Annotated in this window: 22 protein-coding genes; 8 read left to right on the top strand and 14 right to left on the bottom strand. The window is 73.1% G+C overall.

Translation table 11 applies throughout. The features are described 5' to 3' along the window. Nucleotides 1–3 precede the first annotated feature (3 nt). Entirely contained in the window at nt 4–1,791 is a 1,788-nt protein-coding gene (locus tag D7147_RS29485) for an HSP90 family protein (protein ID WP_120683550.1), read from the bottom strand. 119 nt (nt 1,792–1,910) lie between these two features. On the opposite strand from D7147_RS29485, the gene D7147_RS29480 reads away from it, so the two are divergent. Then, the gene (locus tag D7147_RS29480; protein ID WP_120683548.1) at nt 1,911–3,194 is read left to right on the top strand and encodes an MFS transporter; all 1,284 of its coding nucleotides are present in this window, start codon (nt 1,911–1,913) and stop codon (nt 3,192–3,194) included. Here D7147_RS29480 and D7147_RS29475 read toward each other — a convergent pair. Both D7147_RS29475 and D7147_RS29470 read right to left on the bottom strand, forming a co-directional pair. Then, complete coding sequence (locus D7147_RS29475) at nt 3,085–3,654, bottom strand: VanZ family protein (protein ID WP_120683546.1); 570 nt, start codon at nt 3,652–3,654, stop codon at nt 3,085–3,087. The two genes, D7147_RS29480 and D7147_RS29475, sit on opposite strands and share 110 nt — an antisense overlap. 9 nt (nt 3,655–3,663) lie before the next feature. Further along, complete coding sequence (locus D7147_RS29470) at nt 3,664–4,821, bottom strand: FAD-dependent oxidoreductase (RefSeq protein WP_120683760.1); 1,158 nt, start codon at nt 4,819–4,821, stop codon at nt 3,664–3,666. Between the two features lie 107 nt (nt 4,822–4,928). Here D7147_RS29470 and D7147_RS29465 point away from each other — a divergent pair, with 107 nt between their 5' ends. The 3 genes from D7147_RS29465 (at nt 4,929) to D7147_RS29455 (ending at nt 7,289) form a co-directional block, all read left to right on the top strand. After that, nucleotides 4,929–5,510, top strand: coding sequence for a TetR/AcrR family transcriptional regulator (locus tag D7147_RS29465; RefSeq protein ID WP_120683544.1), 582 nt, complete (start codon nt 4,929–4,931; stop codon nt 5,508–5,510). 70 nt (nt 5,511–5,580) lie between these two features. Then, on the top strand, nt 5,581–6,108 hold the full coding sequence (locus D7147_RS29460) for a SigE family RNA polymerase sigma factor (RefSeq protein ID WP_120683542.1): 528 nt from the start codon (nt 5,581–5,583) through the stop codon (nt 6,106–6,108). Continuing rightward, a complete protein-coding gene (locus tag D7147_RS29455; protein WP_120683540.1) occupies nt 6,105–7,289 on the top strand; it encodes a hypothetical protein in 1,185 nt (394 codons plus the stop codon). The genes D7147_RS29460 and D7147_RS29455 overlap by 4 nt, the downstream gene beginning before the upstream one ends. 72 nt (nt 7,290–7,361) lie before the next feature. Here the strand turns inward: D7147_RS29455 and D7147_RS29450 are convergent, their stop codons facing one another. The 5 genes from D7147_RS29450 to D7147_RS29430 form a co-directional block, all read right to left on the bottom strand. Continuing rightward, nucleotides 7,362–8,264 (bottom strand): sulfurtransferase, encoded by a 903-nt coding sequence (locus D7147_RS29450; RefSeq protein WP_120683538.1) that lies wholly within the window; start codon nt 8,262–8,264, stop codon nt 7,362–7,364. Between the two features lie 71 nt (nt 8,265–8,335). Next, nucleotides 8,336–9,103 carry an SGNH/GDSL hydrolase family protein gene (locus tag D7147_RS29445; RefSeq protein ID WP_120683536.1) on the bottom strand — a complete coding sequence of 256 codons (768 nt, stop codon included), beginning with the start codon at nt 9,101–9,103 and terminating at the stop codon, nt 8,336–8,338. Between the two features lie 171 nt (nt 9,104–9,274). Next, a complete protein-coding gene (locus D7147_RS29440; protein ID WP_120683534.1) occupies nt 9,275–10,402 on the bottom strand; it encodes a hypothetical protein in 1,128 nt (375 codons plus the stop codon). 326 nt (nt 10,403–10,728) lie between these two features. Beyond that, the gene (locus tag D7147_RS29435) at nt 10,729–11,910 is read right to left on the bottom strand and encodes a TolB-like translocation protein (RefSeq protein WP_120683532.1); all 1,182 of its coding nucleotides are present in this window, start codon (nt 11,908–11,910) and stop codon (nt 10,729–10,731) included. Continuing rightward, nucleotides 11,907–12,437, bottom strand: a complete 531-nt coding sequence (locus D7147_RS29430; protein ID WP_120683530.1) for a SigE family RNA polymerase sigma factor — start codon at nt 12,435–12,437, stop codon at nt 11,907–11,909. Before D7147_RS29430 ends, D7147_RS29435 begins: the two co-directional genes overlap by 4 nt. A gap of 154 nt (nt 12,438–12,591) precedes the next feature. Here D7147_RS29430 and D7147_RS29425 point away from each other — a divergent pair, with 154 nt between their 5' ends. The 4 genes from D7147_RS29425 to D7147_RS29410 are packed head-to-tail and all read left to right on the top strand — an operon-like array spanning nt 12,592 to nt 15,980. Next, nucleotides 12,592–14,355 (top strand): proline--tRNA ligase, encoded by a 1,764-nt coding sequence (locus tag D7147_RS29425; protein ID WP_120683528.1) that lies wholly within the window; start codon nt 12,592–12,594, stop codon nt 14,353–14,355. A 58-nt stretch (nt 14,356–14,413) separates the two neighbouring features. Next, on the top strand, nt 14,414–14,839 hold the full coding sequence (locus D7147_RS29420) for a CBS domain-containing protein (RefSeq protein WP_120683526.1): 426 nt from the start codon (nt 14,414–14,416) through the stop codon (nt 14,837–14,839). A 56-nt stretch (nt 14,840–14,895) separates the two neighbouring features. After that, nucleotides 14,896–15,324, top strand: coding sequence for a SufE family protein (locus D7147_RS29415; RefSeq protein ID WP_120683523.1), 429 nt, complete (start codon nt 14,896–14,898; stop codon nt 15,322–15,324). A 20-nt stretch (nt 15,325–15,344) separates the two neighbouring features. After that, nucleotides 15,345–15,980 (top strand): DsbA family oxidoreductase, encoded by a 636-nt coding sequence (locus D7147_RS29410; protein WP_120683521.1) that lies wholly within the window; start codon nt 15,345–15,347, stop codon nt 15,978–15,980. A 118-nt stretch (nt 15,981–16,098) separates the two neighbouring features. Here D7147_RS29410 and D7147_RS29405 read toward each other — a convergent pair whose 3' ends face one another. The 6 genes from D7147_RS29405 to D7147_RS29380 form a co-directional block, all read right to left on the bottom strand. Continuing rightward, nucleotides 16,099–16,647 (bottom strand): YbaK/EbsC family protein, encoded by a 549-nt coding sequence (locus D7147_RS29405; protein WP_120683519.1) that lies wholly within the window; start codon nt 16,645–16,647, stop codon nt 16,099–16,101. A 150-nt stretch (nt 16,648–16,797) separates the two neighbouring features. Beyond that, nucleotides 16,798–16,992 (bottom strand): hypothetical protein, encoded by a 195-nt coding sequence (locus tag D7147_RS29400; RefSeq protein ID WP_120683517.1) that lies wholly within the window; start codon nt 16,990–16,992, stop codon nt 16,798–16,800. Between the two features lie 37 nt (nt 16,993–17,029). Continuing rightward, complete coding sequence (locus D7147_RS29395) at nt 17,030–17,815, bottom strand: SDR family oxidoreductase (RefSeq protein ID WP_120683515.1); 786 nt, start codon at nt 17,813–17,815, stop codon at nt 17,030–17,032. Between the two features lie 18 nt (nt 17,816–17,833). Beyond that, nucleotides 17,834–18,484 (bottom strand): GAP family protein, encoded by a 651-nt coding sequence (locus D7147_RS29390; RefSeq protein WP_120683513.1) that lies wholly within the window; start codon nt 18,482–18,484, stop codon nt 17,834–17,836. A gap of 170 nt (nt 18,485–18,654) precedes the next feature. After that, nucleotides 18,655–20,016 carry an MFS transporter gene (locus D7147_RS29385; RefSeq protein ID WP_233563564.1) on the bottom strand — a complete coding sequence of 454 codons (1,362 nt, stop codon included), beginning with the start codon at nt 20,014–20,016 and terminating at the stop codon, nt 18,655–18,657. A 101-nt stretch (nt 20,017–20,117) separates the two neighbouring features. Beyond that, complete coding sequence (locus D7147_RS29380) at nt 20,118–20,378, bottom strand: hypothetical protein (RefSeq protein ID WP_233563563.1); 261 nt, start codon at nt 20,376–20,378, stop codon at nt 20,118–20,120. Nucleotides 20,379–20,487: the final 109 nt, after the last annotated feature.

The raw sequence follows: 20,487 nt of genomic DNA, 5'->3' as shown, positions 1-20,487 counted from the left end.
CGCTCACTCCTGTCCTGGTACGGCCCGGCCGAGCAGGCCGAGGAAGGAACTGTTCAGCAGCGCGGCGTCGGCCGCGCGGATCGGATGGTGCCCGAGCAGCAGCGCCTGCCCGTAGAGCGCCTCGACGGCGAGCCCGACCAGGTCCGGGTCGGTGAGCGTGGCGACCCGGCGGACCAGCGGGTTGCGGTGGTTGAGCACCAGCTGCGGGCGGTCCGGCGGGGCGGACGCGGCGAGCGCGTCGAGCACCCCGCCCCACAGCTCGTCGGCCTTGTCGCGGCTCGCCGCCAGCTGGTCGTTGAAGGCCGCCGAGCGGCTCACCAGGTAGAGCGCGGGCAGCGAGACCGGCTCGTACGCCCGGATCACCACCTCGCAGCCCGACCGCTCCAGCGCCCGCTGGGCGGCGGTGAGGAAGGGCCGCAGGGCCAGCTCGACCTTGGGGTCGAGGTTGTCGAACCGGGTGGTCAGGTCACTCGGCTCCAGCCGTTCGATGAGCACCGACCGCTCCACGGAGGGCAGCCGCTCGATCAGCTCGGTGTCGTACGTGTAGCCACCGTTGACCACCGCCAGGTCCTGGGCGGCGGCGACCGCGGCGAGCTGGCGGAACTCGTCCAGGCTCGCCGCGTACCGGATCAGGCCGTGCCGCTGGCGGAACTCGGCCAGGGTGAGGGTGCCGACGTTCGTGTCCATGGGCCACCACTGGTCGACCAGCCGGAGCATCTCGTCGTCGTGCAGCGCCAGCGCCTTCACCCCGAGGTGGTGGATCTGGAGGAACTCGGCGAGCCGGCGCGGATCGTGCTTGGCGAGCCGCACCAGCCAGCCCCGCACCTGGTCGCCGAGCGCCTCCCGGGCGGCGTTGAGCAGGGTGTCCTCGTAGAGTGCCTCCCGGCTCGCGGTCGGCCGCAGCTCGCTGGCGTCCACCACGCAGTGGGCGAAGAACGCCCAGTCCGGCAGCAGGCCGTCGGCGTGCTCGGTGAGGAGCATCCGCTTCAGGTAGACCCGGTGGCCGGCGCGGACCGCCGGGTTCACCGGCTCCGGGAGGATGAACGCCGCGCCCGTCAGCCCCGCCTCCGGCACCGAGAGCGGCAGCACGTCGAACGGGTCGAAGCCGAGCGTCTCCCGGGCGTACCGGATCAGGGCCGGACGGTCGACCGGCGTGCCGGGCGTGGTCGGCCAGGGCGGTGCCCCGACGGTCGTGACCGCGTCGCCGACCCGCACGGTGACCGGCAGCAGCGAGCCGAAGAGCCGCGCCAGGTCGGTGACGGTCGGGGTGGCGAACCACTGGTCGGCGTCCCGGCGTGGAACCAGGGTGACGGTGGTGCCCGGTTCGCTCCGCCCGGCCCCCGGCGGTGCGGGCTCGACGGTGTAGCGGCCGTCGGAGTAGCCGGTCCAGCAGACGGTCGGCTGGTCGCCGTGCCGGGTGAAGACCCGGATCTCCTCGGCGACGAGGAAGCAGGAGAGCAGCCCGATACCGAACTGGCCGAGAAAGTCGTGCCGGGAGAAGCCCAGCTCGTCGCGCTTGGAGCTGCGCCCGATCGTGGCCAGCAGTTCGTGCACCTGCGCCTCGGTGAGGCCGATGCCGGTGTCGTGCACCCGGAGCGTCCCGTCACCGGTCAGCTCGGGCGGCTCGACCCGGATCAGCGCGGGCGCGTCCGGGTCGGACGTCCGCCGCGCGGTGATCGCGTCGACCGCGTTCTGCAAGAGCTCGCGGAGGTAGACCCGCGGGCTGCCGTAGAGGTGATGACTGAGCAGGTCGACGACGCCACGAAGGTCGACCTGGAAAGTGTGGTCCACGCCTTTGCGCTCCCCGGTCCGAATCCGGCGCTCACCGTACCGATGATCACCGACAAGCGCGTCCTCCTTTCACCCGGCGGCTTGACCCTCGACCGGCTCGAACCGGCACGCTGCCCGGCGTGCCCACGACCCGCCTCGGCCGCGACTTCCACCTGCTGTGGTCGGCCGCCGTCTCCTCGCGGCTCGGCGATGCCCTGCGTACGCCGGCGCTCGCCCTGCTCGCCGCCACGCTCACCCGCGACCCCCGGCTGATCGCCGCGATCACCGTGGCCGCGCAGCTGCCGCCGCTGCTCTTCGGTCTGCTGGGTGGTGTCTACGCCGACCGCTGGGACCGCCGGCGCACCATGGCGCTGGTGGACGGCGCGCGCGCCGCCCTGGTGGCCGCGTTCGCCGTGGCGATCGTCACCGGTCGGGCCGGTGTGGTGACCCTGCTGCTGGTCGCGTTCCTGCTCGCCGCGCTGGGCTCCCTCTTCGACGCCGCCTCCTTCGCGCTGCTGCCCTCGGTCGTGCCGCCGACGGCCCTGCCCCGGGCCAACGGCCGCCTCCAGGCCGGTACGGCGGTCGCCGGAGGCTTCCTCGGCGCGCCCGTCGCCGGGCTGGCGTTCGCCGCCTCGCCCGCCCTCCCCTTCGCCGTCGACGCCGTCACCTTCGCCCTGGCCGCACTCCTCGTCCTCGCCCTGCCCCGGGGCGGTCACCCGCCCGTCCCGGCCGGTCCGCCGAATCATCGGGCGAGACGGCCGTCGGTGCTGGCCGAGGTCACGGCCGGCCTCCGCCGGCTGCGCGACGACCGGACACTGTGGCAGGTCAGCCTGCTCTCCGCGGGCTGCAACCTGGCGATCAGCGGGCTGCTCGCCGTCCTGGTGCTCCACGCACTGGACGTGCTGCGGGTGCCACCGGCGGGGTACGGGCTCTTCACCGCGAGCGCGATCGTCGGTGGCGTGGTCGGGGCGTTGACGGCCGGCCGGATCGCCGCACGGTTCGGCACCCTGCCCGCGCTGCGCGTCGTGCTCGCCGGGCAGACCGTGGCGCTCGCCGGGTTCGCGTTCGCCCGGCACCCGGTGCCGGCCGGTCTCGCGCTGGCCGTCTTCGCCGCCGGCACCTCCGTGTGGAACAGCCTCTGGACGTCGTACGGGCAGCAGCGGGTGCCGGCCGCCCTGCTCGGTCGGGTGGGCGCGGCTCAGCGGATGCTCGGGCTGCTCGCCGCCCCCGTCGGCGCGACGCTCGCCGGGCTGGTCGCCGGGGCGTACGGGACGGTGCCGGTCATGGTGGCGGCCACGGGGACGTTCGCGCTGGTCACCGCCGCGGCGTGGCGGATGCTGCGACCGGTGGCACCGACGCCGCCCGTCGACCGGCCCACCACGGCCGGGACAGCAGTCCGGCCAGGACCGCCCCCGTCGCGTTGAGCAGCACGTCGTCCACGGAGGAGACCCGGCCGAGGTCCAGCGCGTACTGGAGGAGTTCGACGAGCACCGAGCCCGCCGCGCCGAGCAGGAAGAGCCGGCCGGGCCCGGCCAGCACGGTCAGGCGTACCGGTGCGAAGAAGCCCAGCGCGGCGAAGACCAGCAGGTTGCCGACCACCTGGACCACGGCGGTGGTGGGCGACCCGGTCAGCAGGTCGAGCAGATCGTGCAGGGGCACCGCGTCGACCTCGCGGGGCGCCGCGCGCGGGGTCAGGATCATCCACACCCACGGCACCGTCCCGGCGACCGCGCCCACCTCGGCGACGCTGCGCCACCAGGCCTCACCGGGAGGGACGGTGCTCCGGCGCGTCCGGGCCAGCCCGGCGACGAGCAGGGCCAGCAGCGGCAGCGCGGCGCACGCGGCGAGCAGGACGCCGCCCCAGTCCCGCCAGACCTGTGTCACCGGCGCAGCCTATTCGGCGCTCGCGCTCCGATGGGAGAGTCCGGAGAGGCGCAGGGCGATCCGCTGCCGAAGGGGCGGCACCGCCCCGGCGAGCCGCAGCAGCACGTCCCGCACGGGCCGCCCGGCCGGGGGGAGGGTGGCGAGCCGGGTGAGCCCGGCCGCGAAGCGCAGGACGTCCTCGGCCATCGGCCGCTGCCGGGCGGTGTACCCGTCGAGCCCCGTCGCGGAACCGTCGGCGAGCACGTCGGCCAGGGCGGTTCCGAGCGCGACCGCGTCGCAGATGCCGAGGTTCATGCCCTGCCCGCCGGCCGGGCTGTGCACGTGCGCGGCGTCCCCGGCGAGCAGGAGCGGCCCGGCCCGGTAGGTGTCGGCGACCCGGTGGTGCACCCGGAAACGGGACGCCCACAACACCTCGGTCACCCGATCCGGCCGCCGCACCGGCCCTCGCTCGTCGAGCAGCGACTGGAGGTCGGCGAGTCCGGGCTCGGCGGCCGCCTGCGGCACGGCGGCCACCAGCCGGACCACCCCGTCGGGCAGCGGCGCCCAGATCAGCGGCCCGGATCGGGCGAGGAAGAGAGCCGCCTCGTCGCGGGGCAGGTCGCTGTGCACGCGGACGTCGGCGAGCACGAACGATTCCTCGCCGGTCCGCCCGGCGAAGCCGATGCCGGCGATCCGGCGGACCGTGCTGTGCATGCCGTCCGCGCCGACCACGAAGCGGGCGCGGAGCTGTTCGTCGTCGACCTGCGCGAGCACGCCGTCTCCGGTCGGCGTCACGCCGGTCAGTCGGCACGGCCGGCGCACTGTCACGCCCAGCCCGCTCAACTGCTCGGTGAGCGCCGCCTCGGTGACCGACTGGGAGACCAGCAGCGCGTAGGGGAAGCGGGTCGGCAACCGGTGGAACGGCACCGCCATCAGCACCCGGTCGTGGTCGCGCACGGTGAAGCGCGGCGCCCGCACACCCTGGGCCACCAGCGGCGTCGCCGCGCCGATCCGGTCCAGCACCTCCAGGGTGTACGGGTGCACGACGGCGGCCCGGGAGGTGGTCGGTGGCCGGTCCGTCTGGTCGAGGAGTGTCACGTCGACTCCTCGCCGGGCGAGGGTGAGCGCGGTGGCGAGCCCCGTCGGGCCGGCTCCGACCACCAGGACGTCGGTCTTCGTGGGCAGCATGACCACCTCCGGAGCAACTTTGCCAACAGTCGTTGGCCAACACTTGTTGGCAAGTTTGACTACTGTGGACTGGAAATGTCAACGGGTGTTGGCCTACGGTCGTTGGCATGACAGCGACAACCGAGCCGGCCCGTCCCCGCCGATCGGACGCCACCCGCGCGGCGATCCTCCGAGCCGCCCGGGACCGGTTCGCCGCCGAGGGCTACGAGCGGGCCACCATCCGGGCGATCGCGGCGGACGCCCGGATCGACCCGTCGATGGTGATGCGGTACTACGGCAACAAGGAGGGCCTCTTCGCGGCGGCAGCCGAGTTCGACCTGCGCCTGCCCGACCTGACCGCCGTACCGCCCGGACAGCTCGGCGAGCTGCTCATCCGCCACTTCCTCACCCGGTGGGAGGGGGACGAGACGCTGGCCGCACTGCTCCGCACCGCCAGCACGAACCCGGGCGCGGCCGAGCGGATGCGGGCCCTCTTCACCGACCAGCTCACCGCGGCCGTGGCCGCTTTCGGCACCGACCCGGCGACGACCGCCCGGCGGGCGGGCCTGGTGGCCTCTCAGACCCTCGGCATCGCCTTCACCCGCTACATAGTCAAGCTGCCACCGATGGTGGCGATGGCACCGGAGGAGCTGGTCGCCTGGGTGGCGCCGACCCTCCAGCGTTACCTGACCGGGCTGCCGGAGAAGTGACCCAACCTTTTCCGCCCTCCCGTGCGTCTGCCAGGTGACGTGGAACGCGACGGCCGGGAGAGGGGGGCGGATGGGACCGGCGGCGAGCGACGGGCGGGACGGCTACATCGCCTTCGTGGAGAGCCACCAGCACCGGCTGCTGCGCGCCGCGTACCTGGTCTGCGGCAACCGGCACCAGGCCGAGGACCTCCTCCAGGACGCGCTGCTGAAGCTGGCGCTGCGCTGGCCCAGCGTGCGCGACGGTGACCCGGCCGCCTACGTACGGTCGATCCTCTACCGGGACGCGGTCTCCTGGTGGCGACGCCGCCGCCGGGAGTGGCTCAGCGCGCAGCCACCGGAGCGGTCGACCGCCGACCGGGACGGCGCGCTCCGGCTCGCGCTGCACGACGCCCTCGGGCAACTCCCGCCGCGTCAACGGGCGGTCCTGGTGCTGCGTTACTACGAGGACCTGACCGAGGCGTCCACCGCCGAGGTGCTCGGCGTGACCGTGGGCACCGTGAAGAGCCAGTGCCACGCGGCGCTGCGCCGACTCCGTGAGGTCGCGCCCGACCTGGGCCGCGACGACGGCCTCGCCAACGGGATGGAGGTGACCCGGTGAGGGAGGAGGAGCTCGGCCGCCTGCTGACCCTGGCCGCCGACGAGATCCGACCCGAACGCCCGGCCGCCGAGGGCTGGGAGCAGGCCCGGCGACTCCGCCGCCACCGGCGCGCCGGTGCGGCCGCCGCCGTCGCCGTCGTCCTGCTCACCGGCGGTACGGTGCTGACCCTGCGCCCCGCCGACCCACCGGCGCCGACCACGCCCACCACCTCGACCGCGACCCCGGCCCCGAACGCGTCGCCGGTGCAGCGACCGCCGACGGAGCTCAACTACCCCGGCGACCCGCTCGGTCGCCTCGGTGATCCGGTGACCGCGTCGCTCTCCGGCCGTCCGGTCCGCCAGGCGCTGGCCCTCTACCAGCCGATCGACCCGGAGACCGGTGTCGAGGGGCGGATCCAGGTGCTCGGCGACGACGGCGTGGTGCGGGACCTCGACGTGGTCACCCCGGCCCGAACCCGGGACGCCAGCGGCAACGAGGCGGTGCCCCTGAAGTCCGGCAGCCTCTCCCCGGACGGACGGCTCGCCGCGTTCGCCCAGACCGACGAGGTGATCGTGGTCGAGCTGACCACCGCCCAGGTCCGCCACTACCCGCTCAAGGGCTACCTGGAGCACGTCCTCTGGGCCGGCGACCGGCTCTTGGTCGGGGACGACGACACGACGTACGAGCTGGACCGGCAGACGGGTGCCACCCGGACCGTGCCGCTCTCACCCTGGGAGCTGGTCACCCCCGACCCGGCCGGCCGAGACGACGACCTGCTGGCGTTGGGGGGCCTCCGGGACGGCGTCACCCTGACTCGTTGGACGCGCAGCGCCGACGGCACCGATCGGGGCGACCGGCCGCTCGACCTCCGCGCCCTGCCGACCGGCAACTCGGTGAACGAGTTCTACGGACGGGGCTGGCAGCGCGGCGACGAGATCGCCCGGGCGGCCTGGATCACCACCGGGATCATGGACGGGGCGGAGGGGGTCGCGGTGTTGGACGCCCGGACCGGAGTGGTGACCCGCCTGCTCGACCTGGGCCGCGACCGCTCGAAGGGCTGCTGCGAGGTGCTCGGCTGGGACGGCGACGCCGTGCTGCTCCGCCACGACCCGGGCGGGCTGCTGCGCTGGCGGCCGGCGACCGGCGAGATCACCGGAGTGGTCCGGGACCTGTACGGCAAGCTCTCCCTCGCCGCCCGCTGACCCACCGGCGCTACGTCGAAGGGCCCGGTCGCACCGGAACCGGCGCGATCGGGCCCCTTCCGTCGACCGAGGTCAGGGGTTCAGGCCACCGGGCTGGTCACCCTGCACGACGGGGGCGCGGACCAGGTTGCCCCACTCGGTCCACGAGCCGTCGTAGTTGCGCACCTGCGGGTAGCCGAGCAGGTGCCGCAGCACGAACCAGGTGTGGCTGGAGCGCTCCCCGATCCGGCAGTAGGCCACGATGTCGTCGTCCGGGCTCAGCCCGAGCTGGTCGGCGTAGATGGCACGCAGCTCGTCCGGGGACTTGAACGTCCCGTCGTCGTTGGCCGCGGACTTCCACGGCTTGTTCACCGCGCCCGGGATGTGCCCGCCGCGCAGCGCGCCCTCCTGCGGATAGTCCGGCATGTGCAGCATCTCGCCGGTGTACTCGCCGGGCGATCGGACGTCGACCAGCGGACGGCCTGCGGCCACGTGCGCCATCACCTGCTCGCGGTACGCCCGGATCGGGGCGTCGTCCCGCTGCGGCACCGGATAGTCGGCCCGCGGTCGGCTCACCTTGTCGCGGCTCAGCTCCCGCCCCTCGGCGATCCACTTCTGCCGGCCACCGTCGAGCAGCCGTACGTCCGCGTGGCCGAAGAGGGAGAAGACCCAGAGGGCGTACGCGGCCCACCAGTTGAAGTTGTCACCGTAGAAGACGACGGTGTCGTCGCGGCCGATGCCCTTGGCGGCGCAGAGCTCGGCGAAGCTCTTGGCGTCCAGGTAGTCCCGGGTCACCTGGTCGTTCAACTCCAGGTGCCAGTCCACCTTGACGGCGCCGGGGATGTGGCCGGTGTCGTAGAGCAGGACGTCCTCGTCGGACTCGATGACGACGAGGCCCTCGTCGCCGAGGTGCTCGGCCAGCCAGGCGGTGGTGACCAGGCGCTGCGGGTCCGCGTACGCCTGGAGACGGGAATCAGGATCGCTCGGCACAGACATGATGCCCAAGGTACGCCGGACTCCCCGGCGTCAACCCGTAAACGTGACCGGCCAGGCAGGCCGGGCAGCGGTCAGTCGGAGATCGGGCCGAGCAGCGGGCGTTTCGCGGTGACGGTGTCCCCGGACGAGCGGCCGGTGAGCCGACGCTTGATCCACGGTGCCAGGTGCTGGCCGGCCCAGCGCGCGTCGGCCGCGCGGGCGGCCAGCCACGGCGTCGGCGCCGGGTGTGGTGGGACCAGGAGCCACTGCTCGTCGCAGCCGACCCCGAGCGCGTCGAGGACCTGGCCGGCGACCCGCCGGTGCCCCGCCGCCGAGAGGTGCAGCCGGTCGATGCCCCAGAGCGTGGGGTTGAGGTAGGTGTCGTCCGCGTACAGGTCGACCATGATCGCGCCGTGCCGTTCGGCGGCCTCGCCGACCGCCCGGTTGAGCAGCTCCACCCGGGGCTTGACCAGGCGCTGGCCGGGCAGCCGGGCCATCACGTCGGCGAACCGGAAGATCACCACGTCGGCGCCGGTCGCCCGGAACCTTCCCACGATCTCGTCGAACCGGGCGACCAGCGTCTCCGGGTCGAAGGTGCGGCGCAGCACGTCGTTGCCGCCGGCGGCGAAGCTGACCAGGTCCGGTTTCATGGCGAGCGCCTCGGGAACCTGGTTCGCCACGATGTCCGGGAAGAGCCGACCGCGGATGGCGAGGTTCGCGTACCGGAAATCCGGGCCGGCCTCGGCGGCCAGCCGGGTCGCGACCAGGTCCGCCCAGCCCCGGTAGCTGCCGTCCGGGTACGGATCGTCCATTCCCTCGGTGAAGCTGTCGCCCACCGCCACGAAGCTGCGCCAACGCACGGCGGCCTCCTTCACGCTCCCTGGTTGCCTGCGGCGACCAGTTTGGCACCGAGGGCCCGTCCGGCGGTGCCCTCCAGCGGAGGAACGTGGCACACGTGACACCCGCCCAGCGGACGTACGACGACGGGCCACCCCCCGTCGGTGTGGCCCGTCGTCCGTCCGCGTCCGTGGTCAGCCGAGCAGGCGGCCCCACGGGGTGCCGGCCGGGACCGGCAGGCTCGCCAGCACCCGTCCGTCGGCGGCGTACCGGACCAGCCGGTAGGCGGGCGCGTCGTCGGTGGGGGTGGCGGTGTTGATCTGCGCGAGCAACGTCCCGTCCGGCCGGAACGTCACGTGCTCGGCAATCCCGTGGCCGGTCGCCTCGCGCCAGGCCGGGTCGAGCGGCGCCAGCTCGGTGGCCGCACCGGTGGCGAGGGTCACCTGGTAGTTGCGGATCCGCCAGGTGCAGGCGCACTCGCCGGCGTTCGGCACGTGAGCGCTGATCACGAGGCTCCGGCCGTCCAGGGAGAAGCCGGCCAGGCCGTGGATCCTGAGGTTGGCCGGAATGCGCGGCGCCACCGTACGGAAGGCGCCGCTGCCGTCGCCGACCCGCAGCGTCCGGTCCTGGACGAAGCCGATCAGGTTGTGCCCGGCGATCGGGCAGGTGGCCTGGTGCGTCGCGATGACGTTTCGGGTGGCGCGGTCGGCCCTGGTCTCGATCACCGTCCAGTCACCCTGCTGGCCCTCGGCGTAGACGAGGGTGAGATTGTCCAGCCACTGCGGCGCGCAATCGAGGGTGCCCTGGAGCGGAACGGAGACGACCGACCCACCCTCGAAGCGGCTGATCGCCAGCCGGTTCGGCTTCGCTGAGAGCCAGGCCGCCCGCCGGCCGTCCGGAGAGGCGACCACCTTGCCCTCGACATCCGGGTCGGCGCTGCTCGCCTCGCGGACGAGCTCCCAGCGCCCGTCCGGCGTGCTCCGCCAAACCCGAGCGGGCGCACCGCCGGCGACTCCGTACTCCGGCTCGGAGTGCCAGGCGAGCTGCGGCCAGCTCTTCCCGGCGGCGACGGCCGAGGGGGACGGCGACGTCGGACGGGATGCCGCCGCCGGCGGAGTGGACCCGCCGGCACCGCCGCTGCCGGCCGCGAGGACCGCGTGCGCCGGCTCGGTGGCGGGGGCGGTGGCCGGCAGCGGGGGAATCTCGTTCGCCGGTGCCGGCGCGGCGCACCCGGAGGCGGCTACGGGAAGCAGCACCAGCGCGGCGGCAGCCATCAACGCGCGCGGGGCGACGCGGACACGGGGGGTGATGTTGCGATCCATGGGGTTGCCTCCGGGAAGGTGATCTCGTTGTGACGCCACCCATGACGCGTCTCCTGTGGAGCACAGTTGCCGCTGGTGAATGCTGTTATCCGACAGCTTTTTCCGGCCCTGGACGGCAACCATCCGGGCACTGGCAGGCGTCTGGACCCAACCACCCCGGCGTCGTCATGGAACGCGACAGGAAGAACCCGTGCTCACCACGCACCTGGAAGTCGTTCGACCACGCCGATCGCCTCTGACCCAGAACCCGCGCCGGAACGGCGATGTGGCGGCATCCCAACGCGGGGACACCACCACATCGCCGACTCGGAGTCGATCAGCCGTGCCTAGCCGGCCGTCCCGATGATTTGCATGTTCGTGAGGCTCGACGGCTCGGCCTCCTCGCTGATCTTCGTCCCGTCCTCGTCCACGAGGATCAGGGTGGAGTGGCCTCCGCTGCGCACTCGGACCACCATCGAGCCGTCCGCTTGGAAGAAGACCTGACGCAGTTCCCGCCCACCCAGGGGCAGACTGACCGCCTTGCCGGTACGCGTGTCCAGCACCGCGCTGGCCCGCAGGAACCTGGCGACGTCTCGCTGGTCCTCCTCCTGCGGGTGGAAGCGGTACAGAGCGATCCGGGATCCGTTCGGGGCGATGCTGGCGATGTGACCGCTCCACCAGTTGCCGTTGTGGCTCAGCCCCGGTACGTCACGCTTCCGCTTGCCGTCCGGGTCGAAGAGGGTCACCCCGGCGCTGGTGTTCATGGCGATGGTGTTGCCATCGGCCGACCAGAGAGCGTGGCACGCCTCGGGTTCGGCGGTCCACCAATGCACCGTCTTCTTCGCGGACCGTGTGTCCAGGACGCCGTAGCGGCGCGGAACTCCCGTGTCGTCCGCGCTCTCCCGGAACAACAGATGGCGGGAATCCGGTGACCAGGTCGGGGTGACGCAGGCGCGGTCCGCCCCGACGACCATCGGCTTCCTGCCCGAGCCGTCGACATTCGCCACGTACAGAGTCGGCTGGTCGCCATCCTCCACCCAGGCGACCCGCTGGCCGTCCGGAGAGACGCTGGCGCTGGTCAGCGCCGGAACCTGCGGCAGCGACGCCAGTCGCGTCGGGTCGTCACCGGGCCGCCAGGAGCGCAGCCGCACACTCTGCGCCCCGGGCGTCACGTCCTCCGGGACGTAGAACAGCCGGTCGAAGGTGGCGGTGTCGCCCAGTGACGCCGGTGCGCCAGAGCTGGGGGTGGACGGGTCGGTACTGACCGACGGGGTCGGGGACGCGGAGGGTGACGGGCTCGCGGTGATGGACGGGGTGGTCGCCGGAAGCGGGTCCGCCCCTCGGCCGGGCAGGATCGCAAAGGCGGTGCCGGTCGCCGCGGCCAGCATCAACACGACTGCGGCGGAGGTGGCGACGGCGCGCTGAGTGCCGATTCGGCGGGACGTCCGCAGCGCGCGGTCCCGCAGGTCGACCGGGGTGACCTCCTCAGCCAGGTCGGCCAGGTCGAGCCGAAGACGCTGATCGTTCATCGGGCGCTTCCTTCCAGGACGTACAGCTCGGCGAGCTCGGGGGCCACGCTGCGCAGCTTGGCCAGGGCCTTGGAGGTCTGGCTCTTCACGGTGCCGACGGTGACGCCGAGCAGCTCGGCGACCTCGACCTCGGTGCGGTCCTCGAAGTAGCGCAGCACCAGTACCGCGCGTTGTTTCGGAGACAGCTTGGCCAGAGCGGCCCGCAGCGTGAGTCGCAGAGTCGTCTGGCTGGCATGGTCGGGGCCCGAGTCGCCTCCGCGGGGTTCGGGCAGGTCGCCCGTCATCGACTCGGGTACCCGCCGCCGCCTCCACCAGGAGACCTGCAGGTGGTACATGGTCTTGCGGGTGTACGCCTCGGCGTTGCCGCTGTGGTGCAGCCGGTTCCACGACCGGTGGGTACGGGCCAGCGCCGACTGGACCAGGTCCTCGGCGAGGTGCTGATCACCGGTCAGCAGGTACGCCGAGCGCAGCAGGGCTGGCGTTCGGGTACGGACGAACGAGTCGAACTCATTCAGCAAGGGGTCCACACAAGCCGATCCTTGGGTAGTCGTTGACGACCTCCCAGACGCGAACTCGGGATCGCCGAGTTGCCGTCCGGGCAGCCGGATTCGCGCGAAAGTCTCGACGACAGACGGCGCAATTGGGTCGCCGACCCCTTCACACCGCTCGTAAGCTGCGCCAATGCTGCTGCGCATGTCGACCCTGCTGCTCCGGACCCTCCGCGAGGACCCGGCGGACGCGGAGGTGCCGAGCCACCGGCTCCTGCTGCGCGCCGGCTACATCCGGCGCGCAGCTCCGGGCGGCTACACCTGGCTGCCGCTCGGCAAGCTGGTGCTGGACCGGATCAGCGAGGTGGTCCGCTCGGAGATGGCGGCCATCGGCGGCCAGGAGGTGCACTTCCCGGCGCTGCTGCCGGCGGAGCCGTACCGGACCAGCGGCCGGTGGGCCGAGTACGGGGACGACATCTTCACTCTCGCCGACCGCAAGGGTGCCGAGCACCTGCTCGCCCCGACCCACGAGGAGATGGCCGCGCTGCTGGTGAAGGACCTCTTCACCTCGTACCGGGACTTTCCGGCGACGCTCTTCCAGCTCCAGACCAAGTTCCGGGACGAGGCCCGGCCGCGGGCCGGCCTGCTGCGTGGGCGCGAGTTCCTGATGAAGGACGCCTACTCGTTCGACCTGGACGAGGCGGGCCTCCAGGCCGCGTACGACCGGCACCGAGACGCCTACCGGAGGATCTTCGACCGGCTGGGTCTGGACTACACGGTGGTGCACGCGATGTCCGGTGCGATGGGCGGCTCGGCGTCGGAGGAGTTCCTCGCCGCCACCCCGGTCGGCGAGGACACCTTCGTGGGCTGCACGGTGTGCGACTACGCGGCGAACACCGAGGCCGTCACCACCCGGGCCCCGGCGGCCGGTGACCCGGAGGCGTACCCGGACGCCGAGGTGCACGACACGCCGGAGACGCCCACCATCGCCGGTCTGGTCGAGCTGGCCAACGCCCGCCGCCTCGCCGGTCGCGGCGACTGGACGGCGGCCGACACGCTGAAGAACATCGTGCTCTCCGTACACCGGCCGGGCGCGGACGAGGTCGAGCTGCTGGTGATCGGCGTGCCGGGCGACCGGGAGGTCGACCTGAAGCGGGTCGGCGCGGCGCTGCACCCGGCCACGGTGACCGTCTTCGAGGAGTGGGCCGGGCATCCCGAACTGGTCCGCGGCTACCTCGGCCCGCAGATCCTCGACAAGCTGGGCCTGCGCTACCTGGTCGACCCGCGGGTCGCGCCGGGCACTGCCTGGCTGACCGGGGCCAACGAGCCGGGGCGGCACGCCACCGGAGTCGTCAGTGGCCGGGACTTCACCCCGGACGGCACGATCGAGGCCGCCGAGGTGCGCCCCGGCGACCCCTGCCCGGCCTGCGAGTCCGGCGCGCTGACCATCCGGCGCGGCATCGAGATCGGGCACATCTTCCAGCTCGGCCGCCGGTTCACCGACGCCTTCGCCGTCGACGTGCTCGGCGCGGAGGGCAAGCCGGTCCGCCCGACCATGGGCTGTTACGGGATCGGCGTGTCCCGGGCGGTCGCCGCGGTCGCCGAACAGCACCACGACGATCGCGGGCTGGTCTGGCCGGCGGCCGTCGCACCGTGCGACGTGCACGTCGTGGCCGCCGGCAAGGGGCCGCAGCTGGAGACGACGATCGACCTCGGGACGCGGCTCTCCGCGGCGGGCCTGCGGGTGCTGGTCGACGACCGCTCCGGCGTCTCGGCCGGGGTGAAGTTCACCGACGCCGAGCTGATCGGTGTGCCGCGCACCGTCGTGGTCGGGCGCCGGCTCGCCGACGGGTACGTCGAGTTGCGCGACCGGGCCACCGGCGAGCGGGCCGAGTTGCCGCTCGACGGGTTGGTGCGGCGGATAGTCGACGAGGTGTCTGTCACGCACCGGGTGTAGTCGGCGTGTTACGGGGTACCGAATCCGGATCGGCGCGTACGTGTTGCGGAGGACTCTCATGACCGGTTACCGGGTCAGTGACGTGATGACGAGGCAGGTCGTCTACCTGCCGGCGGAGACCACGTTGGACGAGGCAGCGGCGGTGATGCGGGAGGCTGACATCGGCGATGTCGTGGTCACCGACGGCGCCAGCCTCGCCGGCATGCTCACCGACCGGGACATCGTGGTCCGCGCGGTGGCCGAACGCGCGAACCCGTCCACCACCACGATCGGCTCGATCACCACCCGGGAGGTGGTGATGATCGAGCAGCACGCGACGGCCGGGGAGGCGGCGGCGCTGATGCGGGAACGCGGCATCCGGCGGGTGCTGGTCTGTGACAGCGACCGCAAGCTGGTCGGCATCGTCTCCCTCGGCGACCTGGCGATGCAGCTCGACCCGCAGTCCGCCCTCAGCGAGATCAGCGAGCAGTCGCCCACGGTGTGAGGAGGGCCTCTTCCTTGCCGGGGAGGCCAGGTGTCGACGGGGGTAGCCTCGACCGCATGTCCGCCATGCCGGCCAGGTTGGCCGAGATCGTCGACGAGTTCGCCGCCGCACCCCGCGACCTGGTGCTGGAGATGCTGCTCGAGTACGCCGACGTCATCCCGCAGCTTCCGCCCGACGCGCCGGAGCGGGAGGGGATGGAGCAGGTGCCGGAGTGCCAGACCGCGTTCTTCCTGCGCGCCCGGGTGACACCCGAGAAGACGGTGGAGACGCTCTTCGACTGCCCGCCCGAGGCGCCCACCACCCGCGCCTTCGCCGGCATCCTCGCCGAGGGGCTGGCCGGGGCGAGCGCCGACCAGGTGCTCGCCGTCCCGGACGACCTCTACCAGCGGATGGGCCTGGCCCAGGCGATCAGCCCGTTGCGGGTGCGCGGCGGCACGGCGATCCTGGCGCGGCTGAAGCGCCAGGTGCGGGAACAACTCGGCTGACCCGGGAGTTGCCACCGATCATGGAGATCGAGATCTACGCCGATGTGGTCTGCCCCTGGTGCTACATCGGCAAGCGCCGACTGGAGGAGGCCCTCGCCTCGTACGACGGCGAGGTGACCGTGCGTTACCGGCCGTTCCAGCTGGATCCGTCGCCAGTGTCCGAGCCGGTGCCCGTGGTCGAGGCGCTCGGCGCCCGCTTCGGCGGCCCGGCGAACGCCCGGCAAATGGTCGCGCGGGTCACCGAGGCGGCGGCCGGGGCGGGGCTGCGGCTCGACTACGACCGGGCTATCGCCGCGAACACCTTCGACGCCCACCGGCTCGTCGCGTACGCCACCGAGCGCGGCCGGTCCGGCGAGATGGTGGAGGCGCTCTACCAGGCGCACTTCGTGGGCGGAATCGACATCGGCTCGCGGGACGCGCTCGCCGAACTCGCCGAGCAGGTCGGGCTGGACGCCGCCGACGCGCGCCGGTTCCTCGACTCGGACGAGGGCACGAAGGAGGTCGCCGCCGAGCTGGCCAAGGCCCACGACCTCGGCATCAGCAGCGTGCCGATGTTCGTGCTCGCCAGCAAGTACGGAATCAGCGGCGCGCAGGAGCCGCAGACGCTGCTCGCCGCGCTGGCCGAGGTCGAGCGCCTGGAGTCGGGCGGGCAGTGAGCCCACGCTCGCCCGGCCGGCGGTGAATCCGCCCGGCCGGGCGAAATCGACATCGATGATGTTTCACGTGCAACGGTATCGACGCCGGTGAGCGTCCCGGCCGGGAGTTGGCCGCCGGTCAGGCGGGCCGAGCCAGCTCCTCGACCACCCGGGCGTTGGGCAGCGCCCCGAGCGCCGGGCCGGGCAGCGCGATCTTGCTGTGCCGTACGCCGGAGCCGATGATGACGTGCGGCGTGGCGATCACCCGGGAGTCGACGAGGATCGGCCACGCGGCCGGCAGGCCGATCGGGGTGATCCCGCCGTACTCCATGCCGGTCAGCTCGACCGCCTCCGCCATCGGCGCGAAGCTCGCCTTGCGCACGTCGAGCGCGCGCCGCGCGACCCCGTTCACGTCGGCCCGGGTGGTGGCGAGAATGATGCAGGCCGCGTAGCGGACCACGCCCTCCCGCTTGCCGGCCACCACCACGCAGTTGGCCGAGACGTCCAACCCGACGTCGTACGCCGCGCAGAAGGCGGCGGTGTCGGCGAGCTCGGCGTCGATCGGCGCGACCAGCACCTCGTCCACGTCCACCGGGGCGTCGGCGGGCCACTCCCCGAGCGCCGCGGCGACCGGCGGGGCGAGCAGGTCGGGGCGGTTCCGGGCCGGTTCGGTCTTCAGCGTCCCCATCACGGGTGTGATCCTTCCACCCGTCGGGCCGCACCGACCAGCCGGTCAGCCACGCCACGCCCACCGATCCACGACCGGGACCGAGGCCGACCGAACACCACCGCCGACACCGAGTGGCCACGCCGGTGGCGTGGCCACTCGCGGGCGCACTCAGCTCCCGGCGAGGAAGGCGTTCTCCTTGAGGAACGTACGGTCCCGGTGGGCCGCGAGCTCCTCCGCCCGCAGCGCCTGGGCACGACGCACCTCCAGGTCCTCCAGAGCCTGCCGGACGGCGAGCCGGATCACGCCGTAGAGGAAGACGAAACCGAAACAGTAGAGGATGACAGCGACGAAGACAGCGACCATGTCGTCACGCTAGGTCGAACGTGAACCAGACACGTTCTCATCTCCGCCCGGTTCCCCCGTACGTGTCCGCCAGATAGTCGCCCCAGGTACGGACGCCCCGGGGCAGGGCCGTGCTGACCAGCCCGCCGTCACGCAGCGCCCGGCCGAGCCGCCCCGGTACGCGCACCGGCAGCAGCGGTCGACGCGAACGCCGGGCGGTCCGCCAGGCACGTACCGCCTCGTCGAAGCGGAGCACCTCGGGGCCGCCGAGCTCCTCGACGCCGCCCAGCGGTCCCGCGGCGAGCCGGGCCGCCAGCCGTACGCCGACCTCGCCCCGGTCGACGGGCTGAGCGAGTATGCCCGGGTCACCGATGGTCGGGCCGAGCCGGCTGGCCGTCCGGAGCAGTTCGTCGAGGAACTCCGGGAGCTGGGTGGCGCGCAGCACCGACCAGGGCACCGGGCCGGCCGCGACCACCTGCTCGGCGGCGAGCTTGTGCCGGTAGTACGGGATGGGCACCTTGTCCACGCCGACGATCGAGGTGTACACCAGGTGCCGTACGCCGGCCCGACCGGCGGCGACCACCAGCCGGCGGGTGCCGAGCACGTCGACCTGGTAGGCGCGCCGCCCCGAGCTGGGCTCGGTGGCCAGGTGCAGAATCGCGTCCACCCCGGACACCGCCTCGGCCAGCCCCGTCCCGGTCGCCAGGTCGGCCACCGCCCACTCCAGCGCCGGATCGCTGCGCGGCCGCCGGCTCGTGGCCCGCACGGTGAAGCCGTCGTCGAGCAGCCGCGGCAGCACCGCCTGCCCGAGGCGACCGCCCGCTCCGGTGACCAACACCCTCATCCGATCCTCCTCGAACTCTCAGCGCAGCAGGTCGAGCACGGTCACCAACACGTAGAACACGATCACGACCTCGCTTATCACCCAGGCGTTCCGATCGGACCACTGCCGGATCCGGGGCAGCAACGGGGCGGCCCGCCGACCCGCCAGCAGCAGGGCGAGCAGGGGGAGCGCCAGCAGCCCGAGAGTCAGCCCGACGAACGGCAGCAGGTGCCACCACGAGAGGTCGTGCCGGGCGACGCTTGCGCCGACCGCCGCCATGGTGAGGTCGTCCGACGGCGAGGTGGCGACGAGGAACGCGCCGAGGCGGGCCGCCCGACCCGGTCCGGCGTGCTGGAGCGTGGTCAACCAGCGTGGCGTGCCGGTCTGCCGGCGGCGCAGGTAGACGACCACCGCGAGCACGGCCAGCAGCGCCAGCACCGCCCAGTCGATCCGCCGCGCGGTGCGCTCCAGATGACCGACGTCGGTCGCCGCCCGGTCGGCGAAGCCCCGCACCACCCTCGTGACGAGCCAACCGACAGTCACCCCGACGGTGACCACCGCACCCACCCCGCCCAGATATCCGAGCGGCGCCGCGCGCGGGCGATCGGCCGAGGGGAGCAGCACCGCCGCGACGAACTGCGTCCCGGCGACCATCACCACGGCCAGCGGCAGGACGGTCAGGAAGTTCATCCTGCGCCCATCCTTCCCGCCCCGGACGCCCACCGAGGCCGGTTCGCCCCGGCCCCGGTCGCTCCCGGCCAATTCGGCCGCTACCCGAGCGGCCCCGACCGGGTCAGGCGCCACCCCGAGCAGCCAAGACCGGGTCAGACAGACGCGGGCCGGGTCAAGCGCAGGCCGGGTCAGGCGCGGGCCGGGGTCACGCGGTTGGAGAGCAGGACCCCGCAGAGGGCCAACGCCGCCGAGATCGCGAGGGTGACCAGGAAGCTCCCCGCGGCGGGAGCGGAGCCGGAGGCGAGCACGGCGCCGGTGAGCGCCAGCACGGTCGCCGCGCCGAGCGAGTCGCAGAGTTGCAGGGAAGAGCTGCTGCGGCCCTGTTCCCCGGGGGCGGAGAGCTCCAGGGTGAGGGCCGACAGCGACGGGTAGAGCAGGCCCATGCCCAGCCCGGCGACGGCCCAGCCGAGAACTGCCACGGCGACCGGCGTACCCGGCACGAGCGTGAGCGCCACCGTGCCGATCCCGGCGGTGAGGCAGGCCAGCCCGGCGCGCGGAAGGCTGGCCCGGGAGGCCGGTGCCGTCCGCCGCCCCTGTATCCAGGAGCCCGCCGACCAGAACAACGCCCCGACCGTCAACACCAGCCCGGCCGCCGTCGGTGAGAGACCACGCTCCCGGGAGAGCATCAGCGGTATGACCACCTCGGCGCCGACGAACGCCGCCGAGGCAAGCCCGCGCAGCCCGATCACGGTGGGCAGCCCCCGGGCGGCCCGCAGCGAACCCGGCGGCAGCAGGCGCGGTGCGCAGACCAGCAGGCCGGCGATCGCGACCGCCGAGAGCGCCACGGCGGACGCGCCGCGCTGCTGGCCCCCGATGTGCAACAGCGCCGCGCTCACCCCCGCCCCGCACGCCCAGCCGATCCGCGCCACCGCACCGGCCGGCACCCTGGTCACCGCCGTTACCGCGATGGACCGCAGGCCGGGCCGGATGAGCAGCGCCGCCGGCACGGCCACCACCGGCACCGCGAGGAAGACCCAGCGCCAGTGCAGGTGCTCCACGACCAGCCCGGCCAGCGCCGGACCGACCAGCGACGGCACGACCCACGCCGCGGCGAACGCCGCGAAGATCCGCCGATGCAGCTCCTCCGGGTACGCCTGCCCGACGATCACGTACAGCGCCACGGAGAGCAGCCCCGAGCCGAAGCCCTGCACCACCCGGCCGACGACCAGCACCTCCATCGCCGACGCCGTGCCGGCGACGACCAGCCCCGCCACGAACCAGAGCAGCCCGTGCCACATCGGCGCGGCCGGTCCACGGGTGTCGCACCAGATGCCGGAGAGCACCATGGCGAGCACGCCCGTGGCGAAAGGACCGCCGAAGGCCAACCCGTACAGGGCGAGACCGTCCAGGCTGCGGGCCACGGTCGGCATCGCCGTACCGACCGCCAACGCCTCGAAGGCGAGCAACGAGATGAGCGCGACGCTGCCCACCGTCATCGCACGCAGCCGTGGGGTGAAGAGACCCGGTCGGGGAGCGAGGGTTGCCGTCACTTCGGGCCCGAAGGGCCGGAGCTGAACGCTTCGATCGACATGCGCTCAGCTTGCGACCTCAACCCCGATTCAGGTCAACCCGCGTGTGGGCGGATCCCGCGTCAGGCGCTCTCCAGCGCCTCGCCGATGCCCTTCACCAGTCCGGAGAAATGCTGGTCGGCCAGGAGATGGCCGGCGGTGATCACCAGCGCCACCGGCCACTCGATGATCTGGAGCGCGGCGAGCAGCCCGAGCCCGCCGTAATAGGCGATCTTGTCGGCGGGCGGGACCGCCAGCTCGCCCAGCAGCGGCACCTGCACCCGCCGGTTGTACATCTGCACCGTCTCGCGGGCCCCGTTGAGATGTCGGGTCACTGTGCTCATTTCGGCCTCCCCGTTGACTCCTACCAGCGACCGCATTCCACCGGCGATCCGGTCCATGCGCCGTCAACGGCGGGAATTTCCCCCACCGGGAGGGCATAACGGACGGCAG

The sequence above is a fragment of the Micromonospora musae genome, from assembly GCF_003626545.1.
Classification (GTDB): Bacteria; Actinomycetota; Actinomycetes; order Mycobacteriales; family Micromonosporaceae; genus Micromonospora; species Micromonospora musae.
Note: the sequence above shows the minus strand (reverse complement) of the source record. Positions and strands in the feature narration are given on the sequence as shown.